At 73.0% G+C, this 21538-nt stretch carries 20 protein-coding genes; 6 read left to right on the top strand and 14 right to left on the bottom strand.

The window, feature by feature from the left end; all coding sequences use genetic code 11:
• Nucleotides 1–79 precede the first annotated feature (79 nt).
• Nucleotides 80–922 carry a formate/nitrite transporter family protein gene (locus H7344_RS01665; RefSeq protein WP_186344270.1) on the bottom strand — a complete coding sequence of 281 codons (843 nt, stop codon included), beginning with the start codon at nt 920–922 and terminating at the stop codon, nt 80–82.
• A gap of 90 nt (nt 923–1012) precedes the next feature.
• Nucleotides 1013–3277: an RNA polymerase recycling motor ATPase HelR gene (helR, locus tag H7344_RS01660; protein WP_186344269.1), complete on the bottom strand. Its 2265-nt coding sequence runs from the start codon at nt 3275–3277 to the stop codon at nt 1013–1015.
• A 197-nt stretch (nt 3278–3474) separates the two neighbouring features.
• Here helR and H7344_RS01655 point away from each other — a divergent pair, with 197 nt between their 5' ends.
• Nucleotides 3475–4038, top strand: a complete 564-nt coding sequence (locus tag H7344_RS01655; RefSeq protein ID WP_186344268.1) for a dihydrofolate reductase family protein — start codon at nt 3475–3477, stop codon at nt 4036–4038.
• A 116-nt stretch (nt 4039–4154) separates the two neighbouring features.
• On the opposite strand, the gene H7344_RS01650 is transcribed toward H7344_RS01655, so the two are convergent.
• Entirely contained in the window at nt 4155–5069 is a 915-nt protein-coding gene (locus H7344_RS01650) for an NAD-dependent epimerase/dehydratase family protein (protein WP_186344267.1), read from the bottom strand.
• A gap of 74 nt (nt 5070–5143) precedes the next feature.
• Between H7344_RS01650 and H7344_RS01645 the strand changes: the two genes are divergently transcribed.
• Nucleotides 5144–5464 (top strand): hypothetical protein, encoded by a 321-nt coding sequence (locus H7344_RS01645; RefSeq protein ID WP_186344266.1) that lies wholly within the window; start codon nt 5144–5146, stop codon nt 5462–5464.
• 45 nt (nt 5465–5509) lie between these two features.
• Nucleotides 5510–7060 (top strand): non-homologous end-joining DNA ligase LigD, encoded by a 1551-nt coding sequence (gene ligD, locus H7344_RS01640; RefSeq protein ID WP_229706804.1) that lies wholly within the window; start codon nt 5510–5512, stop codon nt 7058–7060.
• A 17-nt stretch (nt 7061–7077) separates the two neighbouring features.
• Here ligD and H7344_RS01635 read toward each other — a convergent pair whose 3' ends face one another.
• Nucleotides 7078–8514 carry a WS/DGAT/MGAT family O-acyltransferase gene (locus tag H7344_RS01635; protein ID WP_186344265.1) on the bottom strand — a complete coding sequence of 479 codons (1437 nt, stop codon included), beginning with the start codon at nt 8512–8514 and terminating at the stop codon, nt 7078–7080.
• 109 nt (nt 8515–8623) lie between these two features.
• Here H7344_RS01635 and H7344_RS01630 point away from each other — a divergent pair, with 109 nt between their 5' ends.
• Nucleotides 8624–9868 carry an alpha/beta hydrolase gene (locus H7344_RS01630; RefSeq protein WP_186344264.1) on the top strand — a complete coding sequence of 415 codons (1245 nt, stop codon included), beginning with the start codon at nt 8624–8626 and terminating at the stop codon, nt 9866–9868.
• 24 nt (nt 9869–9892) lie between these two features.
• On the opposite strand, the gene H7344_RS01625 is transcribed toward H7344_RS01630, so the two are convergent.
• Both H7344_RS01625 and H7344_RS01620 read right to left on the bottom strand, forming a co-directional pair.
• On the bottom strand, nt 9893–11032 hold the full coding sequence (locus H7344_RS01625; protein ID WP_186344263.1) for a CDP-glycerol glycerophosphotransferase family protein: 1140 nt from the start codon (nt 11030–11032) through the stop codon (nt 9893–9895).
• Between the two features lie 96 nt (nt 11033–11128).
• On the bottom strand, nt 11129–13225 hold the full coding sequence (locus tag H7344_RS01620; RefSeq protein WP_186344262.1) for an acyl-CoA dehydrogenase: 2097 nt from the start codon (nt 13223–13225) through the stop codon (nt 11129–11131).
• Between the two features lie 74 nt (nt 13226–13299).
• Between H7344_RS01620 and H7344_RS01615 the strand changes: the two genes are divergently transcribed.
• Complete coding sequence (locus H7344_RS01615; RefSeq protein WP_229706805.1) at nt 13300–13971, top strand: class I SAM-dependent methyltransferase; 672 nt, start codon at nt 13300–13302, stop codon at nt 13969–13971.
• Here the strand turns inward: H7344_RS01615 and H7344_RS01610 are convergent.
• The 3 genes from H7344_RS01610 to H7344_RS01600 are packed head-to-tail and all read right to left on the bottom strand — an operon-like array spanning nt 13930 to nt 17066.
• Complete coding sequence (locus H7344_RS01610) at nt 13930–15027, bottom strand: prenyltransferase/squalene oxidase repeat-containing protein (RefSeq protein WP_186344261.1); 1098 nt, start codon at nt 15025–15027, stop codon at nt 13930–13932. The genes H7344_RS01615 and H7344_RS01610 overlap by 42 nt on opposite strands.
• Entirely contained in the window at nt 15020–15796 is a 777-nt protein-coding gene (locus tag H7344_RS01605; RefSeq protein WP_186344260.1) for a class I SAM-dependent methyltransferase, read from the bottom strand. Before H7344_RS01605 ends, H7344_RS01610 begins: the two co-directional genes overlap by 8 nt.
• Nucleotides 15783–17066: a glycosyltransferase family 4 protein gene (locus tag H7344_RS01600; RefSeq protein ID WP_186344259.1), complete on the bottom strand. Its 1284-nt coding sequence runs from the start codon at nt 17064–17066 to the stop codon at nt 15783–15785. The genes H7344_RS01605 and H7344_RS01600 overlap by 14 nt, the downstream gene beginning before the upstream one ends.
• Nucleotides 17067–17294: 228 nt before the next feature.
• Between H7344_RS01600 and H7344_RS01595 the strand changes: the two genes are divergently transcribed.
• Nucleotides 17295–17897: a TetR family transcriptional regulator gene (locus H7344_RS01595; protein WP_186344258.1), complete on the top strand. Its 603-nt coding sequence runs from the start codon at nt 17295–17297 to the stop codon at nt 17895–17897.
• Nucleotides 17898–18089: 192 nt separating this feature from the next.
• On the opposite strand, the gene H7344_RS01590 is transcribed toward H7344_RS01595, so the two are convergent.
• The 5 genes from H7344_RS01590 to H7344_RS01570 are packed head-to-tail and all read right to left on the bottom strand — an operon-like array spanning nt 18090 to nt 21503.
• Nucleotides 18090–18587, bottom strand: coding sequence for a TIGR03618 family F420-dependent PPOX class oxidoreductase (locus H7344_RS01590; RefSeq protein WP_186344257.1), 498 nt, complete (start codon nt 18585–18587; stop codon nt 18090–18092).
• Nucleotides 18588–18603: 16 nt separating this feature from the next.
• Nucleotides 18604–19371 carry an SDR family NAD(P)-dependent oxidoreductase gene (locus H7344_RS01585; protein WP_186344256.1) on the bottom strand — a complete coding sequence of 256 codons (768 nt, stop codon included), beginning with the start codon at nt 19369–19371 and terminating at the stop codon, nt 18604–18606.
• A gap of 13 nt (nt 19372–19384) precedes the next feature.
• On the bottom strand, nt 19385–20296 hold the full coding sequence (locus tag H7344_RS01580; protein WP_186344255.1) for a 3-oxoacyl-ACP reductase: 912 nt from the start codon (nt 20294–20296) through the stop codon (nt 19385–19387).
• 7 nt (nt 20297–20303) lie between these two features.
• Complete coding sequence (locus H7344_RS01575) at nt 20304–20498, bottom strand: ferredoxin (protein WP_166188077.1); 195 nt, start codon at nt 20496–20498, stop codon at nt 20304–20306.
• A 3-nt stretch (nt 20499–20501) separates the two neighbouring features.
• A complete protein-coding gene (locus H7344_RS01570) occupies nt 20502–21503 on the bottom strand; it encodes an NAD(P)/FAD-dependent oxidoreductase (RefSeq protein ID WP_186344254.1) in 1002 nt (333 codons plus the stop codon).
• Nucleotides 21504–21538 lie beyond the last annotated feature (35 nt).

The raw sequence follows: 21538 nt of genomic DNA, 5'->3' as shown, positions 1-21538 counted from the left end.
TGGTGGGGCGGCCGACATCCCCAATGTGGGGGAAGTCGGCGTGCGTCCGGGCCGGTGGGCAGCCTGCTCGGGCCCCTGCTCAGGCCCCCTGCTCCGGCTCGGCCTCGGCCGGCTCGTCGTCGCGGAGGAAGAGGTACCAGTAGGACGTCGCCACGAACACGACCGCGCCGACCAGGTTGCCGGCCCCGGCGAGCAACCAGTTGACGAGCACGTCGCCCCAGCCCAGGTCCGGGACGCCGGCGAAGATCGCGGCCGGCAGGAAGAACATGTTGGCCACGACGTGGTCGAAGCCCATCGCCACGAACGCCATGATCGGGAAGAAGATCGCGAGGATCTTGCCGGCCACCGACGTGGCCGCGAGCGACATCCACACCGCGAGGCACACCAGCCAGTTGCAGCCGACGGCCCGCAGGAACGTCTCCCACGCGTTGTGGTCGGTCGCCTTGCCGTGCGCGATGCCGGCCAGCCGGTCGAAGGTCATCGCCGCGGCGCTGCCGGGGTCCGCCCCGGAGCTGCCGATGACGCCGCTCTGCACCGCGAGGAAGAACGCCACGAACAGCGCTCCGAGCAGGTTGCCCACCAGCACGAGCGTCAGGTTGCGGGCCACGTCGCCGGCGGAGAGCTTGCCGTCGAGGGCGCCGAGCGGCACGAGCATCATGTTGCCGGTCGCGAGGTCGGAGCCGGCGATCACCACCAGCACCAGCCCGAGGGTGAACGCGGCGCCGGTGAACAGCGTCGGCAGCGTGCCCCACGTCGCCGGGTCCAGCCCCGAGGACACGGTGATCGCGACCATCCCGCCGAAGGCGATGTACGCCCCGGCGAGGAACGAGCTGACGAGCACCCGGTCCCAGGACCGGTGCACCTTCTTGGCACCGGTCGTCGCGGCGACGGTCGCGGTCTCCTGCGGTTCGCGAGCGGACATCGGGCACCTCCGAGGACGCTGGTCGGCGGGTGGCGCCCTCCGCTGGGGTGGTACCCGCCGACGCGGTCGGGATGCCCCCGCCCCCGACCCTCACGGCCCGTCGAGGACCACCAGCTCCTGGGTCGCGCGGGTCATGGCGACGTACCGATCGACGGCGGGGGCGACGCCCGAGGTCTCCGCCGCGGCGTACCGGTCCGGCTCGACCAGCACCACCAGGTCGAACTCCAGGCCCTTGGCCAGGACGGGGGTGAGCTGGCGGACGCGGGGCGAGGGAGGTACGTCGGTCCGCTCGCCGTCGGCGGTCACGACGCACACGGTGCCGGTGTCGTGCTCGGCCAGCCAGGCGTCGACGACCGACCCGAGCTCGGCCACGGTGCCGTGGCGCACGGGGCGGCCGGTGCTGCGGACGGACGTCGGCACGTTGGCGTCCGGCAGGGCGGCCCGGATCACCGGCTCGGCGGCCGCCATCACCTCGGCCGGCGTGCGGTAGTTGATCCGCAGCGACGCCACGGTCACCTGCCCCGACCCGGACCCGAACCCCGACCCGGCCCCGGCCCCGGCCCCGGATCCGGCCAGCCCCGCCCGCGCGAGCCGATCCTCCCAGGACCCGGCGAACCCGTGCCGCGCCTGTGCCCGGTCGCCGACGACCGTGAGGCTGCGCGACGGGCAGCGGCGCAGCAGCATCCGCCACTGCGCGTCGTCGAGCTCCTGCGCCTCGTCGACGACGACGTGCGCGAACGGGCCCGCCAACCGGTCGGCCCCCGCGCCGCTGCTGCCTGCGCCGTCGACGTCGACCAGGGCGGTCTGGAGGTCGGCCACGCGCAGCATCGACATCACCCGCATCTCCGAGTCGTCGATCGCGACCAGGTGGTCGACGACCTCGTCCATCCGCGCCCGCTGGGCGGCGGCCGCGCTGCGCTCGCGCCGCCGACGGCGGGCCGCGTCGGGGTCGCCGAGGCGGTGCCGGGCGGCGTCGAGCAGCGGGAGGTCGGCGGTCGTCCAGGCCTGCGGGTCGGCGCGCTGCAGCAGTCGCACCTCGTCGGGGGTGAGGTCCGGCGCGCACCGACGGAGGTAGGCCGGCACGGTCCACAGGTCGCCGACCAGGTCCGCGGCGTCGATGAGCGGCCAGGCGCGGTCGAAGGCTGCGCGCAGCTCGCGGTGGCGGTGCAGCGAGCGGCGCACGTCGTCGGCCGTGGGCTCCGGCGCGCCCCCGTCCAGGTCGTGGTCGTCGAGGTCGTGCTTGTCGACCAGCAGGTCCACGAGCTCGTCCCAGACCTGGTCGCGGGCCTCGTTGTGCGGCGTGCCGGGGTCGGGCGAGGCGAACACCTCCGCCCACCCGTCCGCCCCGAGCCAGACGTCGGACCACGGCGTCTCGACGACCATCCCCTCGGTCGGCGGCTCCTCGTAGAGCGCCACCGCCGGCTCGATCGCGTCGACCAGCGCCGCGCTCGCCTTGAGCCGGGCCACCTCGGGGTCGGCCTCCTCGACGGCCGTCGCCCCCTCGGGCACGAGGTCGCGCAGCGTGCAGGTCACGACGCCCTCCTCACCGAGGCTGGGCAGCACGTCGGCCACGTAGGAGAGGTAGGGCTCGTGCGGCCCGACGACGAGCACTCCTCCGCGCCGCTGCCCGTCCTGCCCGCCGAGCCGCGGGTCGGCGTGGAGGAGGTACGCCGTGCGGTGCAGCGCGACGACCGTCTTGCCGGTGCCGGGACCGCCGTCGACGACGAGCACCCCGCGTGATGGGGCTCGGATGATCGCGTCCTGGTCGGCCTGGATCGTGGCCAGCACGTCGCGCATCCGCTCGCCGCGGCTGCTGCCCAGGCTGGCGATGAACGCCGACTGGTCGTCCAGCGCGGCGTGCCCCTCGAGACCGTCGGCGGTGAACACCTCGTCCCAGTAGTCGGTGACGCGGCCGAGCGTCCAGCGGTACCGCCGTCGGCTCATCAGCCCCTGCGGGTCGGCATGGGTCGCGCCGAAGAACGGCTCCGCCGCCGGCGACCGCCAGTCCACCAGCAGCCGTCGACCCGCCCGGTCGGTCAGGCCGAGCCGTCCGACGTAGACGGGGTCGCCCTCGGCGGGCACCATCCGCCCCAGGCACAGGTCGACGCCGTACCGGCTCAGCGTCCGGATCCGCGCCGTCAGCCGGTGCACCTCCTGGTCCCGGTCGAGCGCCGCCTGCCCGTGCCCGCCGCCCTCGCGGCGCACGACCTCGAGCCGGTCAGCCAGCTCGGCCAGGCTCTCCTCGAGGCTCCGCGCGATCGCCGCGAAGTGCGCCTCGTCGGCCGTCACCAGCGCCGGGTCGGCCTTGGCCGCCAGCCGTTCGTCGAGGTCGAAGACCCCCGCATCCCTCGTCACGGCGGGTGATTCTGGGGCCCGTCGGGGGCCTTGCCGCAAGCCCCCCGACGCGCTATACCTTGGACATGGCGAGGGGTTCTCCCTCGCCGTTCGTGTGCCCGGCCGTGATCCCGCGCCCGCCTTGGACCAGAGCCGATGAGTCCCGCACGCCGCGCCGGTCCACCTCGTCCAGGAGTGACGGACGGAAGGTGCGAGGCATGCGGACGCTGACCTACGGGATGAACGTGAGCCTCGACGGCTACGTCGCCGGGCCCGACGGCGACCACGGGTGGGGCGCCTCGAGCGACGAGCTGTTCGAGTGGTGGCTCGCCGAGCAACAGGCCGCGGACGTGATCGCCTACGGGCGCCGGCTGTGGGAGGCGATGAGCTCCTACTGGCCCACGGGCGACCAGCAGCCCGACGCCACCCCGGCCCAGGTCGCGTTCGCGCGGAACTGGCGGGACACCCCGAAGGTGGTCTTCTCCTCGACGCTCGACGCGGTCGGCTGGGGCACCCGTCTCGTCGCCGGCGACCCGGTCCCCGAGCTGACCCGCCTCAAGGCCGAGGACGGCGGACCGCTCTGCGTCGGCGGACCCACGCTCGCCGCGGCGGCGATGCGGGCCGGACTGGTCGACGAGTACGCCGTCGTCACCCACCCGGTGCTGCTCGGCGGCGGCCTGCCGTTCCTCGCCGACCTGGACGCTCGCGTGGATCTCGACCTCGCCGAGACGCGGACCTTCCCCGGGGGCGTGGTGATGACGCGGTACGCCGTCCGGCGCTGAGCCTCGCGACTGTCCCGGGGCCGGTCGTGTGCTCCCCGACGCGGCCCGGCGCGTCGCAGGGCACACGACCCGTCATCGGCAGCGGGCAGCAGCGGGCAGCAGTGGGCAGTCGTCGGTCAGCGAAGCCCGTCGGCCAGCTCAGCGAGCGCCTGCTCCAGCGTGACGGTCGGCGACCAGCCCCAGGCGCGCGCCCGGTCGGCGACGATCCGGCCGGTCCACGACGGCTCGTCGACCCACGCCGCCTCGACGCCGACGGCGGAGGTGACGGTCTCGTAGTAGTTCCGCGTCCGGGCCGGCTCGGCCGCCAGGTTGACCGGCGTGCAGCCGCCGACGACCGGCCCGCGGCCGGGGTCGTCGGACTGGGCCACCACCCCGACCGCGACGTCGGCGAGGAAGGCGGCGAGGTCGCGGACGTGGACCCAGGCGAACGTCTTGTCCGGAGCAGTACGCCGTGCGTCCGGCTGGTCGCGGACGGCGGCGGGCCGGAGCGTGTTCCAGACCGAGGTCTCCCCCGGCCCGAGGATCGCGGGTGGCCGGACCAGCACCCGGGTGGTCCCGTCGACCTCGGCCAGGGAGGCGTCCGTGTCGCGCTTGGTGACGCCGTAGTCGCCACCGTCCTCGCCGACCAGCGCCGAGCCCTCGTCGACGTCACCCATCCCCGGCGAGCGGTCGTAGACCGCCGCGGTCGACACGTGCACCAGCCGGTCGACGCCGGCGTCTCGGGCGGCCCGCGCGAGGGTGGTCGTGGCCGCCACGCCGACCCGGTGCTGGGTCTCGCGGTCCGACCCCATCGGGTGCACGGTCGTGACCACGGCGGTCGCGCCCTCGACGACCGACGCGGCGAACGCCGGGTCGCCGAACTCGCCGACCCGCTCCTCCACCCCGGGCACCGCCGGCGCCGAGCCGGCACGGCGTACGACCGCTCGCACGGAGGCGCCGCGCTCGACCAGGGCGGCGCAGGTGGCGGACCCGACGAAGCCGTTCGCCCCGGTCACGACGACGACAGGGGCGTCTGCTGCTGTCTCGCTCATGCCGGCCACGATGGCACGCAGGCCCACACGGCGCCCCGCCCCGCGTGCGACCATGCGGAGCGGAGGTGGAACCGATGACGGACCCAGGTCCCCCACCGGACGATCGAGCAGCCGAGCAGCGGGCGATCGACCTCGAGGTGCGCGCGAGCGAGGCCGACGAGCGCGACACCGTCGCGGCCGACCGCGAACGCTGGTCCGGGCAGGCCGCGCAGGACAGGTCCCGCGCCGCCGACGAACGCGACCGGGCAGCCGACGACCGCGACCGGGCGGCGGACGAACGCGACCTCGCCGCCGACGAGCACGACCGGCGCTCGGCCGAGCGGGAGCGATCGGTCACCGAGCGGGAGCGCGCCGTGGACCAGCGCGAGATCGAGGAGCAGCAGGCGCCCGACTAGCGGCGCGTGCGGCAGCCCGTGCCCGGCGGTGGGTACCGACCGGCCGTGACCGACCCGCTCGCGACGTACCGCTCGATGCGCGACTTCGCCCGCACCCCCGAGCCGGCCGGCGACGTGGCGACCGAGGAGGGTGCGCCGCGCTTCGTGGTGCAACGGCACCGGGCCAGCCACCTCCACTATGACCTGCGGTTCGAGATCGACGGTGTGCTGGTCAGCTGGGCGGTGCCGAAGGGTCCGACGCTCGACCCGGGCACGCGGCGGCTCGCCGTGCACGTCGAGGACCACCCGGTCGACTACCTGCACTTCGAGGGCACGATCCCCGGCGGTGAGTACGGCGGCGGCGACGTCATCGTGTGGGACACCGGCACCTTCGAGCCGGTCCGCACCGACGACCCTGCGGCCGCCGTCGCCGCCGGCGAGCTCCACGTCGAGGTGCACGGTCGCAAGCTGCGCGGCCGGCTCGTCCTCGTCCGCCGCGAGAGCAAGGACTTGAGCAAGGGCCCGGGCAAGGACGAGTGGATGCTCCTGCACAAGCGCGACGAGCACGCCGTGGACGGCTGGGACCCCGAGGACCACCCGCGGTCGGTGCTGAGCGGGCGCACCAACGACGACGTCCTCGCCGGCGTGCCGCCGACCCCGGCCGCGAGCGTCCCCGACGAGGCGATCGACGCCCTGGGGGAACTGCCCGGCAGCGGCGGCACCTGGGAGGTGCACGGCCGGCGGCTCAAGGTCACCAACCTGGACAAGGTGCTCTTCCCCGGCCGGCCCGGCGAGGAGGCGATCACCAAGCGCGAGCTGCTGGCGTACGCCGCGCAGGTGGCGCCCGTCGCGCTGCCCTACCTCGAGGGCCGGGCCGTCAACCTGCACCGCTACCCCGAGGGCGCCGACCGGCCGGGCTTCTGGCACAAGCAGCGTCCCGACCACGCGCCGGAGTGGGTGGACTGCTGGGAGAACCCGGACGCCGACGAGGGCGAGACCACGGCGTACGTCGTCGCCGACGAGCCGGCCACGCTGGTGTGGATGGCCAACTTCGGGGCGCTCGAGTGGCACCCGTGGACCTCGCGGACCGAGGCGATGCACGAGCCGACGTACGCCCTGGTCGACCTCGACCCCGGCGAGCGCACCAGCTGGGAGGAGCTGCTGGTGCTGGCCCGGCTGCACCGCACCGCGCTCGACCACCTCGGCGTGACCGCGCTGCCGAAGGTGACCGGGCGGCGCGGCATCCAGGTGTGGGTGCCGGTCGTGCCCGGCTACTCGTTCAGCGACACCCGCGCCTGGGTCGAGCGGCTCTCGCGGACCGTCGGGAAGGTCGTGCCGGAGCTGGTCAGCTGGAAGTGGGAGGTCAAGGCGCGGGGCGGGCTGGCGCGGCTGGACTACACGCAGAACGCCGTCAACAAGACGCTCGTCGGCCCGTGGTCGCCGCGGCCGGCACCCGGCGCTCCGGTGTCGGTGCCGATCCGGTGGGAGGAGCTCGACGACCCGGACCTGCGGCCGGACCGGTGGACGATCCGCACGGCGCTGGAGCGGATCGCCGAGCACGGCGACCCGTTCCGGGCCCTGCTCGGCGCCGCGCAGGAGCTGCCCGAGATCAGCTGAGCATCAGATGAGCGTGATCAGCCGGGCTCGGCCTCCTCGCGGAGCGGGCGGGCGGCCACCGCGGCGCGCAGCTCGGCCAGCTGCGCGGGGAACCGTTGCACCAGGTCGTCGGGGTTCGGCACCGACTCCCGGCAGGCGATGACGCCGACATGCAGGTGGCCGTGGTTGGACATCACCGTGATGTTCAGGCCTGCGCCGTGGAAGACCGGGCCGAGCGGGTAGAGGCCGAGCACCTCGGCGCCGCAGAAGTACAGCGGGACCGGCGGACCCGGGACGTTGGAGATCACCAGGTTGTGCACGACCGGGTGCCGCTCGGCCAGGCGCAGCGAGGCGTACGTCCGCACCGCCAGCCCGAAGGTCCGCGGCGCCGCGAACTCCGCCCAGTCCTGGAGGGAGTCCGCGCTGATCGCGTTGTGGTGCTCCTTGGCGTGTCGGTTGCGGGTCGCCATGTCCTCGAGCCGGACCAGCGGGTCCTCCTCGTCGGTGCCGAGCTTGGCGAAGAGGGCCGAGACCTTGTTGGCGCCGGCGGACCGCCTCGAGCTGCCGTGCACCGAGACCGGCACGGTCGCGAGCAGGGAGTCGTCGGGCAGCTCGCCGCGGTCCTCGAGGTAGGAACGCAACGCACCGCCGGCCACCGTCAGCACGACGTCGTTGACCGTCGTGCCGGTCGCCGCCTTCACCTCGCGCACCTGCTCGAGGTCGATGTCGGTCAGCGCGATCGTGCGGTGCCCGGTGATCGTGCCGTTGAACGACGTGCGCGGCGCGGTCAGCGGGGCGGCCATCGCGGTGCCGGCCCGCGCGCGGCCGATCGTGCGCGAGACCAGCTGGGCCGACGGGCTGAGCAGCTTGGCCACCTGGACCGGCTTGGTCGCGTTGGACAGCAGCGCGCGGCCGAGCAGCTCCAGCCGGTCCGGGTCGCGTCCGTAGCGCTGGTCCGCGGCGGTCGCCAGCGGCTCGGCCTCCGGCTCGAGGCTGCACAGGTGCGAGACCAGGTTGGCGCCGGAGACGCCGTCGACCGTGGCGTGGTGCATCTTCATGAACACCGCGACCAGGTCGTGGTCCAGCCCGCCGTCGTACCCCTCGATCACCCACATCTCCCACAGCGGCCGCGAGCGGTCCAGCGGCTGCCCGGCGAGGTGGCCGGCGAGGTCGGTGAGCTCCGCGAGGCCGCCGGGCCGCGGCAGCGCGAGACGGTGCACGTGCCGCTCGATGTCGAACTGCCGGTCGCGCACCCAGATCGGGTGGTCGAGACCCAGCGGCACGCGGCGCAGCTTGCGGGTGAACGCCGGGGTGTCGCGCACCCGCTCGTGGACCGTGGCCCGGAGGCGCTCGAACGAGTACGGCTCGGGCATCGTCGCCGGGTCCAGGACGATCACGCCGCAGACGTGCATCAGCTGGGCCTGCGTCTCGAGGTAGAGGAAGCTCGCATCGAGCCCCGACAGCCGGTCGACCACAGCAACTCCCTCGACGTAGAACGTGTTCCACTCCGGTAACGTCCACGACCGTACGACGTCACGCGGGCGCGCCCGTGACGCGCGTCAACTCCGGACTACCCTCGTCCGCATGTCGTTCCTCCGACGCCAGGTAGTGACCGCCGCGCTCACCGCGAACGCCCTTCGACCGCTCCCCGGCTTCCGTCCCGGCATCCCCGCCTTCATGGCCGGCTGGCTCGTCGGCGAGCTCGCGCCCCACGCGCTCGCACTGACCGTGGCCGACGCCGCGGCGCACGCCCGCGGGCCGAAGCGGGACGCGCGCGGGCTCGCCCTCGCCGCCGCCAGCGCGGCGGGCCTGTCCTACCTGGTCGCCCAGGCGCGGCAGGTGCAGCACCAGGCCGAGGAGAGCCTGGTCGAGGCGCTCGGCGCGGACTACCTCGAGCAGCTCGACGCCAAGCCGACCCCGGCCGACCTCGCGGTGCCGTGGCGTCGGCTGGTCAACCCGTTCCGGATGCGCGACGCCCGCGTCCGCGTCGAGAAGGACATCGCCTACGACCCCGCCATCGGCAGGCGCGGCCTCCTCGACGTCTACTCCCCCGCCGACGGCGTCCCCGATGGCGGCGCGCCCGTCCTGCTCCAGGTGCACGGCGGCGGCTGGACAATCGGCAACAAGGACCAGCAGGGCATCCCGCTCATGCAGCACCTCGCCGCGAAGGGCTGGGTCTGCGTCGCCATCAACTACCGGCTCTCGCCACGCTCGGACTGGCCAGCCCACGTCGTCGACGTCAAGAAGGCGATCGCCTGGATCAAGGCCAACATCGCCGAGCACGGGGGCGACCCCGAGTACATCGCGATCACCGGCGGCTCGGCGGGCGGCCACCTCGTCGCGCTCGCCGCCCTCACGCCCGGCGACCCGGCGTACCAGCCCGGTTTCGAGGACGCCGACACCTCCGTCCAGGTCGCCGTGCCGCACTACGGCGTCTACGACTTCGCCGGCTCGACCGGCACCCGCGCCGCGGAGCAGCTGCGCGACCTCTTCCTCGCGCCGCGCGTGCTCAAGAAGCGGTGGTCCGAGGACCCCGAGGTCTTCGAGGACGCCTCCCCGATCCTGCGGATCACCCCCGACGCCCCGGACTTCTTCGTCCTGCACGGCGCGTACGACACCCTCGTCCCGGTCAGCCAGGCGCGGTCGTTCGTCGAGAAGCTGCGGCAGGTCTCGAAGCGGACGGTCGTGTACGCCGAGCTGCCCGGCGCCCAGCACGCCTTCGACGTCTTCCCCTCGATCCGCAGCTCCCACGTCGTCCGCGCCATCGACCGCTTCCTGCACTGGCACTGGAACCAGTACCGCCGCGAGCAGGGCCGCCGCGCCGGCTGACCCGCCTCCGCTGGTCGGACCGGCTCAGGCGGTGATGGCGGTGCCGAGGGTGATCTCGCCGAGGAGGTGGTCGCGCCGGGCGGCGAGCTCGGCGACGGCGTCGAGGAAGCGGAGAGTGCTGTCGCCGACCTGGAGGTCGTCGAAGTAGTGGTGCCGCATGGCCACCCGGGCGAGGTGGTGCGCGTCGTGGTCGAGCCGCGCGGCGACCAGCTCGGTGAGCGCGGGGACGTCGACGGAGTCGAGGACGTCGGCGCAGCGGCTGACCGGGACCTCCCGGCGCAGCCGCTCGGCGTCGTGGTGGCGGTCGGTGATGAAGATCGGGCGCTCGGTGCGCAGGTAGAGCCAGTCGAGGCCCACCGAGGAGACGTCGGTGACCATCGCGTCGCAGTCGGGCATCAGCGCGAGGATGTCGCCGGCAAGCACGGCGACGTGGCCGGCTGCCGGGTCGCGTCGGGCCGCCTCGTCGAGGAGCGCCAGGATCGTGCGGTGCCCGTCGCGGACGGCCGGCGTCTCGCTGGTGACGACCTTGGGGTGCGGCTTGTAGACCAGGCGCACGTCGGGCACGGCCAGCACCGCGCGCACGACATCGGAGCCGATGGTGTCGACGGAGGTGTAGTCGTTGTACTCCGCGTCGCCCTCCCACGTCGGCGCGTAGAGGACCGTGCGGCGGCTGCTCGGCTCCAGCAGCGGCTCGCGCTGCAGGTCCAGCTGCGGGCGGCCGACCCGGACCAGCCGGCGGGTGTCGAGCTCGAGCAGCCCGGCCACGTGGCGCTGCACGGCGGCCTCGCCGGCGACCAGGACGCGGTCGTAGGCCTTGGCGTTGTTGCTGGCCATGCTCTGCTTGTCGCTCTCGCCGTGGTTGACGTGCACGTGCAACGCGCGGCCGTGCAGCAGCGACTGGAAGTTCAGCATCGAGTTGTTGACGTAGAGGACGACCTTCGGGTCGACCACGGCGTACAGCTCGGTCAGCTCGGGGAACGACTCGGCCAGCGCGACCGGCAGCGAGGTCCGCGTGCGCAGCAGAGCGGCCGCCTCGGGGTCGCGCGCGACGACGCCGACGGGCTGGTGCTCGGCGAGCTGCTCGAGCACCGGCAGCCACTGCACGAGCTGGTACGTGCGGGTGGTGTCGTCGGCGAAGTAGGCGAGGATGGAGGCGTCGAGCACCGGCAAATCGTACGGGTCCGCGGGCCCGCCGCAGAATCGGCCGAAAACGCCTCCTGACCTGCAGTGACGGCCGTCGCAGGAACGGCCGTCACCGCCTCAGCGCGGCAGCCCGAGGATGCGCTCGCCGGCGACGTTCCGGAGCACCTGGGTGGTGCCGCCGGCGATGGAGAGGCACCGGGTGTTGAGCATCTCCCAGACGTCGGCGCGGACGTCCTCGGCGTCGGTCAGCGCGCGGTCGCCGTGCAGCGCGACCACGAGCTCCGAACCGTCCTGGCGGTTGCGGACGCCGAGCAGCTTAGCGACGCTCGACTCCGGACCGGGCCCCTGCCCGGCCAGCGATCGCAGGGTCGACCGGACGCCGAGCAGCGAGCACACGGTCGACAGGGCGACCGCCTGGCCGACGCGCACCTCCTGCGCCACCGAGAGCCCACCGGCGGCGAGCTCGACGGCCCGCTCGGTGCTCTTCGACAGGCGGCTGCTCGCCATCGCGACCCGTTCGTTGGCCAGCGTGGTGCGGGCCAGCCGCCACCCGTCCCCCGGGCCGGCGACCATCATGTCGTCGGGCACGAACACGTCGTCGAGGAAGACCTCGTTGAAGAGGGCTTCGCCGGTGATCTCGCGCAGCGGCCGCACGTCGATGCCCTCGGAGCGCATGTCGACGAGGAAGTAGGAGATCCCCTTGTGCTGCGGGGCGCCGGGGTCGGTGCGTGCCAGGCAGATGCCCCAGTCGGCGCGCTCGGCCATCGACGTCCACACCTTCTGGCCGGTGAGCCGCCAGCCGCCGTCGACCTTCTCCGCGCGGGTGCGCAGCGACGCCAGGTCCGAACCGGACCCGGGCTCGGAGAAGAGCTGGCACCAGACCAGGTCGCCGCGCAGCGACGGCTCCACGAATCGCTCGCGCTGGTCGTCGGTGCCGTGCTCGAGGATCGTCGGCAGCGCCCACCCGGCGATGACGATGTCCGGTCGGGTCACGCCGGCCCGCGCGAGCTCGGTGTCGATGACGATCTGCGTCACCGCGTCCGCCCCGATGCCGTACGGCGCCGGCCAGTGCGGCATCAGGTAGCCGGTGTCCACCAGGCCGGCCCGCCGCTCCTCCTCGGGCCGGGCCGCGATCGACCCGACCGTCGCGCGCACCTCGTCGCGCACCGCCGCGTCGCGCCCCTCGAGGTCGACCTCGAGCCGCCGTCGGGTGCCGGCGACCGCGCGGGCGGTAAGCCGCCGGGCGGCCTCGTCGGTGCTGCCGACCAGGCTGCGCAGGGCGACCGCCCGGCGCAGGTAGAGGTGTGCGTCGTGCTCGAAGGTGAAGCCGATGCCGCCGAGCACCTGGATGCAGGTCTTCGCGACCTCGACCGCACCGTCGAAGCAGGTGACGGCGGCGACGTCGGCCGCGAACGCCCACTGCTCGTCGTCGGCCTCCCCCGAGATCCCGTGCTGCGCCGCGGACGCGACGTCCCACGCGGCGCTGGTGACGGCCTCGGCGGTCTCGAGCATCTGTGCGCAGAGGTGCTTGACCGCCTGGAAGGCGCCGATCTTCTGGCCGAACTGCTCGCGGACCTTGGCGTACTCGACCGCGGTGTCCAGGCACCACCGCGCGAGGCCCGCGGCCTCCGCGGCGGCGTACGTCACGACCGTGCGATGCAGCAGCTCGCGGGTCAGGGCCGGCACGGCGACACCGACGGTCGGGTCGTCGACCGACACCGTGCCGTAGCGCCGGCTGAGGTCGAGCCCGGTGCCCGGAACGACGGTGACGCCCTCGGCCGGCAGCACCCGCCAGCCGCCGCCCGCGCCCCCGCCGACCTCGACCAGCACGTGGGTGGCCGACGGGACGTCCCAGACCAGGTCCGAGAGCGCCACGGCCACGACCCCACCCTCGCCGAGCACCGGGGCGATCTCCGACTCCCCCAGCAGCGCCGCCGCGACGACCGGCCCGAGCAGCGGACCGGGCACCATCTCGCGGGCGCACGCCTCGAGCGCGACCGCCTGGTCGAGCACCGACCCGCCGCCACCGCCGGCCGCCTCGGGCAGCCCGATGGACGCCACGCCCATCTCGGTCACTGCCTGCCAGGTCGCGGCGAACGTCTCGGCCGCCGTGCCCTCCGCGGCCCGGACCACGGCCGGTCCGTCGAGGCTCGCGGCCCACTTGCGCAGGCTCTCGGCCAGCTCGACGTGCTCGTCGGAGATCCCGATCGACATGGGAGGCGTCCTTCCAGGCTGCCCAGCCCTCAGGCGAGAACTAGAACGTGTTCCAACCCTACTAGTCTGACGCCGTGACGAACACGGTCGACCACCCCTCCGACTGGCTGGGACACGCCCTGGCCGCGAAGGGCTTCATGCCCGAGGACGAGGGGATGCTGCTGCACCGCGTCGCCCTCGACCGCCTCGCCCACGGGCCGGCGCTCGAGGTCGGGACCTACTGCGGCAAGTCCGCGATCTACCTCGGCGCCGCCGCGCGCGAGGTCGGCGGGCCGCAGGCGGTCGTCTTCACCGTCGACCACCACCGCGGCTCGGAGGAGAACCAGGCCGGCTGGGAGCACCACGACGCGACCCTCGTCGACGACGAGTTCGGCGAGATGGACACGCTCCCGACCTTCCGCCGCACGCTCAAGCGCGCCGGTCTCGAGGACCGCGTCGTCGCCGTCATCGGTCGCAGCACCACGGTGGCCACCCACTGGCGCACCCCGCTGTCGATGCTGTTCATCGACGGCGGGCACGCCGAGGAGCACGCGCAGAACGACTACACCGGCTGGGCGCACTGGCTCGAGGTGGGCGGCCTGCTGGTGATCCACGACGTGTTCCAGGCCCCGGCCGACGGCGGCCAGGCGCCGTACCACGTCTTCCTGCGCGCAGTGGAGTCCGGCGCCTTCGACCAGGTCGAGGCGCTGGGCTCCATGCGCGTCCTACGCCGGACGACCGGCGCTGCCGGCGAGCTCGTCGGCTGAGTCGCAGCCACACTCGAGCGCGAGCTCGGTGAAGTGCGGGGCCAGCGAGGTCCCGCGCATGATCCCAGAGCCGGCCGAGCTGTGCCCGGCGACCTCTCCGAGGGCGTCGACGGCCAGGATCACGGCGGCGGCGGTGTACGTCGTCCACTCGTAGGGCCAGTTGACGTCGTCACCGAAGACCCAGCCGGTCCAGTACTTGCCGTCGTCCGCGCGCAGGTGCTGCATGTCGGCCAGCAGCTGGAGCGCGCGACGGTGGTCGCCGATCGCGTCCAGCGCCATCACCAGCTCGCAGGTCTCCGCGCCGGTCACCCACGGGTTGGTGTCGACGCAGCGGATGCCGAGGCCCGGCACCACGAAGTCGTCCCACCGGGTCTCGAGCAGCTCGAAGGCCGCGTCGCCGCGGACCGCGCCGCCGAGGACCGGGTAGTACCAGTCCATCGAGTACGTCGCCTTGTCCAGGAACAGGTCGCGGTGCTCGCGCACGGCGTGGCCGAGCCGGCCGCCGGCCAGCTCCCACTCCGGCTGCGGGTCGTCGAGCAGGTCGGCCAGCGCGACGCCGGCGCGCAGCGACTGGTAGATGCTCGAGGAGCCGGCGAGGAGCGCGCCCTCCTCGGTCGGGGTCCACCGGATCCCGCCGAAGGGCAGCTGCTGGCTGACGACCCAGTCCAGGCCGGCGCGCACGCTGGGCCAGTACTGCTGCACGAACGCGTGGTCGCGGCGTACCAACCAGTGGTGCCACAGGCCCACGGCGAAGTACGCCGACATGTTGACCTCGCCGCGCTCGTCCTCGACCTCGCCGCCGACGATCTTCATCGGCCACGAGCCGTCCTCGCGCTGCAGCGTCGGCACCCAGGCGTAGGCGCGCTCGGCGGCCTCGACCTGGCCGCCGACGAGCATCGCCATCGCGGCCTCGACGTGGTTCCAGATGTCGACGTGCTCACCGGTCGTCCACGGCACGGCGCCCGAGGGCTCCTGCATCGCGGCGATCGACGCGGCGGTCTCGCCGACCTGGGCCGCGCTCAGCACGCCCTCGACGTACGGCAGGAGCTCAGACATCGGCACCGGCAGCACGCGCGTCGGCGGTCTCGGGCTTGCGGAAGTACAGCACCATGCTCTTGCCGATGAGCGGGTCGAGCACCTTGCCCGCGACCTTGAGCGCGGTCGGCTGCTTCATGATCTCCCAGACCAGCAGCTTGTGGTACGCCTTCGCGAGCGGGTGGTCGTCGTTGTTGACGCCGACCGCGCACTTGATCCACCAGTACGGCGCGTGGAGGCCGTGGGCGTAGTCCTTGCCCTCGAAGACCATCGCGTCGCCGGGCTCGCCGTCGTTGGGCCGGCCCGCTTTGGTGACCTTGTCGATGAGCTCGTGGTCGGTGTAGATGCGGATGTGGCCGCCCTCGGCGTTGTGGTACTCGTCGGAGAGCTTCCAGTTGATGACCTCCGGCAGCCAGCGCGGCACCGAAATCGCGAGCGTGCCGCCCGGGCGCAGCACCCGGACGAGCTCCTTGATCGCGTCGACGTCGGCCCAGATGTGCTCGAGCACCTCGGCGGCCACGATCCGGTCGAACTCGCCGTCCGCGAAGGGCAGCTGCAGCGCGTCGCCCTCCTTGACGTCGGCCTCGGCGCCCTCGGGCACCTCGCCGGCCTCCTTCATCGCGGTGAAGAGGTCACGCACCTTGGACAGCTCGTCGGCGTCCATGTCGAAGGCGACGACGTCGCCACCGCGGCGGTACATCTCGAACGCGTGCCGGCCGGCCCCGCAGCCCATGTCCAGGACGCGGTCACCCGGGCGCAGCCCGAGGCGGTCGAAGTCAACGGTGAGCACGGTTGTTCCTCTCGTCGGCGGGACGCGCGCCGCGCTCGCGGCGGTGGTCCTCGATCACTTCCTCGTACGCTGCGGCGACCTTGACCGCCACGGCACGCCAGCTGAACATCTCCTCGACGCGCTTGCGTCCCGCGGCACCCATCCGGGCGCGACGCTCGGGGTCGTCGAGCAGCGCGCCGAGCGCCTGGGTCAGCTCCCCCACGTCGCCGGGGGTGACCAGGTCGGCGGCCTCGCCGTCGGGGCCGGTCACCTCGGGGATCGCCCCTGCCCGGGAGACCACCAGCGGGGTGGCGCAGGCCATCAGCTCCGCGGTGGGCAGCGAGAAGCCCTCGTACAGCGACGGCACGCACGCGACCTCGGCCGACCCCATCAGGTCGACGAGCTCCTCGTCGGTCACGCCGCTGACGAACCGCACGCAGTGGCCGATCGAGAGCTTCTCGATGAGCCGCTCGGTGGTGCCGCCCGGCCGGGGCTTGGTGATGAGCACCAGCTCGACGTCGCGCTCGGTGCGGAGCTTGGCGAAGGCCTCCAGCAGCGTCGCGATGCCCTTCATCGGGGCGTCGGCGCTGGCCATGGCCAGGATCCGGCCCGGCACGCGCGGCCTGGTCGGCGGCTTGAAGAGGTCCTCGACCCCCAGCAGGATCACCTGCATCCGCGCAGGGTCGACGCCGAAGTCCTTGGCGATGTCGCGCTTGGACGCCTCCGAGGGCGTCAGGATCTTGCGGGCGGCGCGGGCGACCTTGGCCTGCATCCGCAGGAAGCCGTACCAGCGCCACAGCGTGAACTTGCGCCACGGGTTCCTGGTCTGGCTGATGTCGATGCGACGGTCGAAGGTGATCGGGTGGTGCAGCGTCGTGACGAGCGGCAGCCCCATCTTCTCGATCTCGAGCATGCCGTAGCCGAGGACCTGATTGTCGTGGACGATGTCGAAGTCCTCGACCCGGTCGCGCAGCACCCGGGCGACGCGCGAGCTGAACGTCTTCGGCTCGGGGAAGCCGGCCGCGCACATCGTGAGGAACTCCTCGACGTCGATGCGGTCGCGGAACTCGCGCAGCTTCGGCACCCGGAACGGGTCCGGCTGCCGGTAGAGGTCCAGGCTCGGGACCTTCGTCAGCCTGACCCCGGGGTGGTCGAGCTCGGGGTAGGGCTGACCGGAGAACACCTCGACCTCGTGACCGAGGTTGGCCAGCTCCCGCGTGAGGTGACGGAGGTAGATGCCCTGCCCCCCGGTGTGGGGTGCGCTCCGGTAGGACAGCATCGCGATCCGCACGCGTCACGACCTTTCTCGACTGTGCCGTTGCCGACATCCGGACACACTCCGGATGCTTGACACGCCGGGCCGGACGAACTGGAACGTGTTCCTATCATGGACCACGTGGGGCTAGCCTAGTGCCACATACCGGCGGTCGGGTCCGGATCAATCCCGGTTCCGCATCGGATCACATGACGCGGGACACTGGGCCGCCATGACCGCGACGAGCACCCAGGGGCACCTTCGATGAGCGCGACCAACTCCCTCAACGTGGAGGACCTCGGGTCCGCGGCCCAGCGCGACCGCCGCAAGCGCATCCTCGACGCCACGATCGACCTCGCCTCCAAGGGCGGCTTCGACGCCGTCCAGATGCGCGCCGTCGCCGACCAGGCCGACGTCGCCCTCGGCACGCTCTACCGCTACTTCCCCTCCAAGATCCACCTGCTCGTCAGCGCGCTCGGCCGCGAGTTCGAGCGCGCCGAGGCCACCCGCCGCGACGTCGAGATCCCCGGCGACACCGCCTCGGAGCGGGTCATCAACGTCCTCAAGGGGACCACCCGCGGCCTGCAGAGCAGCCCCCACCTCACCGAGGCGCTCACCCGCGCGTTCATGTTCGCCGACGCCTCGGTCCAGGCCGAGATCCACCAGGTCGGCATGCTGCTGAGCACGATGCTCACCCGCGCCATGCACCCCGGCCAGTCCGAGCCCACCGACGAGGACGTCGCGATCACCCGGATCATCGGCGACGTCTGGCTCGCCGCCCTCGTCGGCTGGGTCACCGGCCGGATGACCGCCGCCGAGACCGGCGCCCAGATCGAGCGCGCCGTCCACCTCATCCTCCGCGACTGAGCCGGCGCCGTACCGCGGCTGGCGCGTTCAGCCGCTGATCGGTCGGCCGAGCGGGCTTCGAGGTTCATCGGCTGCCCGACGAAACTCACGGTCCCCCGACGAAGTTTCATCGGCGGGCCGTGAGGTCCATCGGCTGCCCGATGAACCTCACGGTGCCCCGACGAAGGTGACGGCCCCCCGATGGAACTGACGTCAGTCGAGGAACTCGGCGGTGGAGCCGCCGAGGTCGAGGGGGTCCATGCCGAGCTTGCGGTGGTCCCAGCTGCGGACGCGGTCGACGTCGAGGCGGACGACGACGCGGTTCTTGGCCATCAGCTCGACGAAGGGCTTGAGCTCCTCGGTGTACGGCGCGTTGTAGCGCTCGAACACGTTGACGCAGACGTCCCAGACGGTCTGCTCGTCCTCGATCACGACCCCGTTGCCCTCGAGGGAGACGCCGCGGAGCTGGTCGTAGGTGTGGCCGGCCTCGACGAGGAAGCTCATCCGCGGGTCGCGGCGGAGGTTGACGACCTTCTGCGACTTGGCCTTGGTCTCGAGCCAGATGTGGCCGTCGAGCCAGGCGTACCACATCGCCACGAGGTGCACCTGCCCGTTCGGGCCGACCGTGGCGACCGTGGAGCTGCGCTGCTGGGTGAGGAAGGTGTCCACCTCGTCGTCGGACATGACGACCTGGGACCGCTGGTTGGCCATGGCGAGAACGTAGTGGTCAGCCGCCGAAGGCGTGCGTGGAGGTCACGCCGCCGTCGATGGCGATCTCGGCGCCGTTGACGTACGCCGACTCGTCGGAGGCGAGGTAGACGTAGAGCGGCGCGATGTCCCCCGGCTGGCCGACCCGGCGCAGCGGCACCTTCGAGGCGCCGTACTCCATCGCGGCGTCGCCGCCGTGCACGCGCGTCATCGGGGTGTCGATCATCCCGGGATGCACCGAGTTGACCCGGATCCCCTGCGGTCCGAGCTCCATCGCCGCGCACTTGGTCATGCCGCGGATCGCCCACTTGGTGGCGGCGTACGCCGTGCAGCCGGCCATGCCGGCCAGGCCCTCGACCGAGGAGGCGTTGATGATCGAGCCGCCGCCGTTGGCGCGCATGGTCGCGGTGACGGCCTGCATGCCGAGGAAGCAGCCGAGCTGGTTGACGCGGAACAGCAGCTCCACCTCGTCCTGCGGCATGGTGCCGATCTCGCCGAAGCGGAGCAGGCCGGCGTTGTTGGCCAGCACCGAGACCGGGCCGAAGCGGGTGTTCGTGTCATCCACGAGCGACGCCCACGACGCGGCGTCGCTGACGTCGTGGTGGGCGAAGTGCGCCCGCCCGCCCGACTCCCCCGCCAGCTCGTCGGCGAGCTCCTGCCCGGCGTCCTTGGCGATGTCGGCGACGACCACCGACGCGCCCTCGGCGACGAAGGCCCGGCTGATCGCCGCACCCTGGCCCATGGCGCCGCCCGTGACGACGGCGACCTTCCCTGCGAGTCGTCCCACGACCGTTCCCCTCTCAGACCGTCAGCTGCATGATCGAGTCGGCGGCGAAGCCGACCGACGGGTCGCGGCCCTCGAAGAAGCCGCCGACCTGCTTGGCGAGGTCCTCGAGGTCCCACACCGAGCCCGAGGCGTCGAAGCGCTGCTTGACGACCGGCGCGGCCACGAGCGCGACCATCCCGCCGTACACGACGAAGACCTGGCCGGTGATGGCGTCCGCGGCGGGCGAGGCGAGGTACGCCACGAGCGGCGCGACGTGGTCGGGCGAGTACGGGTCGATCTGCTGGCCCGAGGTGTCCTCGCCGAAGACCTGCGCGGTCATCGCGGTGCGGGCACGCGGGCAGATCGCGTTCGCGCGCACGCCGATCCGCCCGAGGCCGCGGGCGGTCGACAGGGTCAGCGCGGTGATGCCGGCCTTCGCGGCGGCGTAGTTCGGCTGCCCCGGCGACCCGCCGAGGAACGCCTCGCTCGCGGTGTTGACCACCCGGGCGTAGACGGGGGCATCGGTCTCCTTCGACTTCCCACGCCAGTACGCCGCGGCGTTGCGGGAGAGCAGGAAGTGGCCGCGCAGGTGGACCCGGATGACCGCGTCCCACTCCTCGTCGGACATGTTGAACAGCATCCGGTCGCGGGTCATCCCGGCGTTGTTGACGACGATGTCGAGCGAGCCGAACCCGTCGACCGCGGCCGCGACCATCGCGTCGGCGGTGGACCGCTCGGAGACGTCGCCCTCGACCACGGTGGCCTCGCCGCCGCGGGAGCGGATCTCCTCGACCGCCTCGTCGGCAGCGCCGGGCAGGTCGTTGAGGACGACCTTCGCGCCGGCGGCGGTTAGGGCGAGCGCCTCGGCGCGCCCGAGGCCGGCGCCGGCGCCGGTCACGACGGCGACGCGGCCGTCGAGGGAGAGGTCGTCGGTGGTGGTGCTCATCGGTGGATCAGTCCTCCAGGGAAATGGCTGCGCGCGGGCAGGCCGCGACGGCTCGCTTGACGTCGCCCTCGTTCTCGGGCGTGGTCTCCTCGGCCTTGACCTGCAGGTAGTCGTCGTCGTCTAGCTCGAAGACCTCCGGCGCCATCGCCTCGCACAGCGCGTTCGACTCACAGAGGTCGAAGTCGACCTTGATCCTGCTCATGGACTAGCTCCCTTCACTGGAATGGCCGGGGAAGACGTGGGCGGTCGGGTCGATCGCCACGGTCGCGTTGTTGACGGCGGTCGCGGCCTCGCCGAAGCCGACGGCGATCAGCCGGACCTTGCCGGAGTACTCCGTGATGTCGCCAGCCGCGAAGACGCGCGGCAGGTTGGTGCGCATCGCCGGGTCGACGACGACGTGCCGCTTGTGCACGTCGATCCCCCACTGCTGCAGCGGCCCGAGGTCGGCGATGAAGCCGAGCGCGGCGACGAGCGCCTGGCAGGGGTACGTCGTGGCCTCGCCGTCGACGGTCACCTCGACCTCTTCGAGGTGCTCGGCGCCGCTCAGGGCGGTCACCTCGGCGCGGGTGACGATCTCGACGGAGGAGTCGCGGACCTGCTGGACGGTGCGCTCGTGGGCGCGGAACGCGTCGCGGCGGTGCACCAGCCGCACCGAGCGGGCCACCGGCTCGAGGTGGAGCGCCCAGTCGAAGGCGCTGTCGCCGCCGCCGACGATGACGACGTCCTTGCCGGCGTACGGCGCGAAGCTCGGGACGAAGAACTCCATCCCCCGACCCAGCCAGCCCTCGCCCGCCGGCAGCGGCCGGGGGCTGAACTTGCCGATCCCGGCGGTGACGAGGACCGCTGCGGCTGCGACCTCGGTGCCGTCGTCGAGCGTGACGACCACGCCGTCGTCGCCGTGCTCGAGCGTGGTCGCGGTGCGGCCCAGGAGGTACGTCGGGTCCGCGGTCGCCGCCTGCTCGACCAGTCCCGCGACCAGGTCGCGGCCCTTGACGGCGGGGAACCCGGCGACGTCGAGGATGAGCTTCTCGGGGTACATCGCGGTGACCTGGCCGCCCAGCTCTGGCAGCGAGTCCACGACCGCGACGCGGTGCCCGCGGAAGCCGGCGTAGTAGGTGGCGAACAGGCCGGTCGGTCCGGCGCCGACGACGAGCAGGTCGGTCTCGACGCGGTGGGACGGGCTGGTGGGGCTGGCAGTCGCGGTCACGGCGGCGATCCTGCTCCTCCCGCCCCAGGTGGTCT

Origin of the sequence: Nocardioides deserti, assembly GCF_014266025.1 — a bacterium.
Taxonomy (GTDB): domain Bacteria; phylum Actinomycetota; class Actinomycetes; order Propionibacteriales; family Nocardioidaceae; genus Nocardioides; species Nocardioides deserti.
The sequence above is the reverse complement of the archived record's forward strand: the minus strand, read 5'-3'. Positions and strand labels throughout refer to the sequence as shown.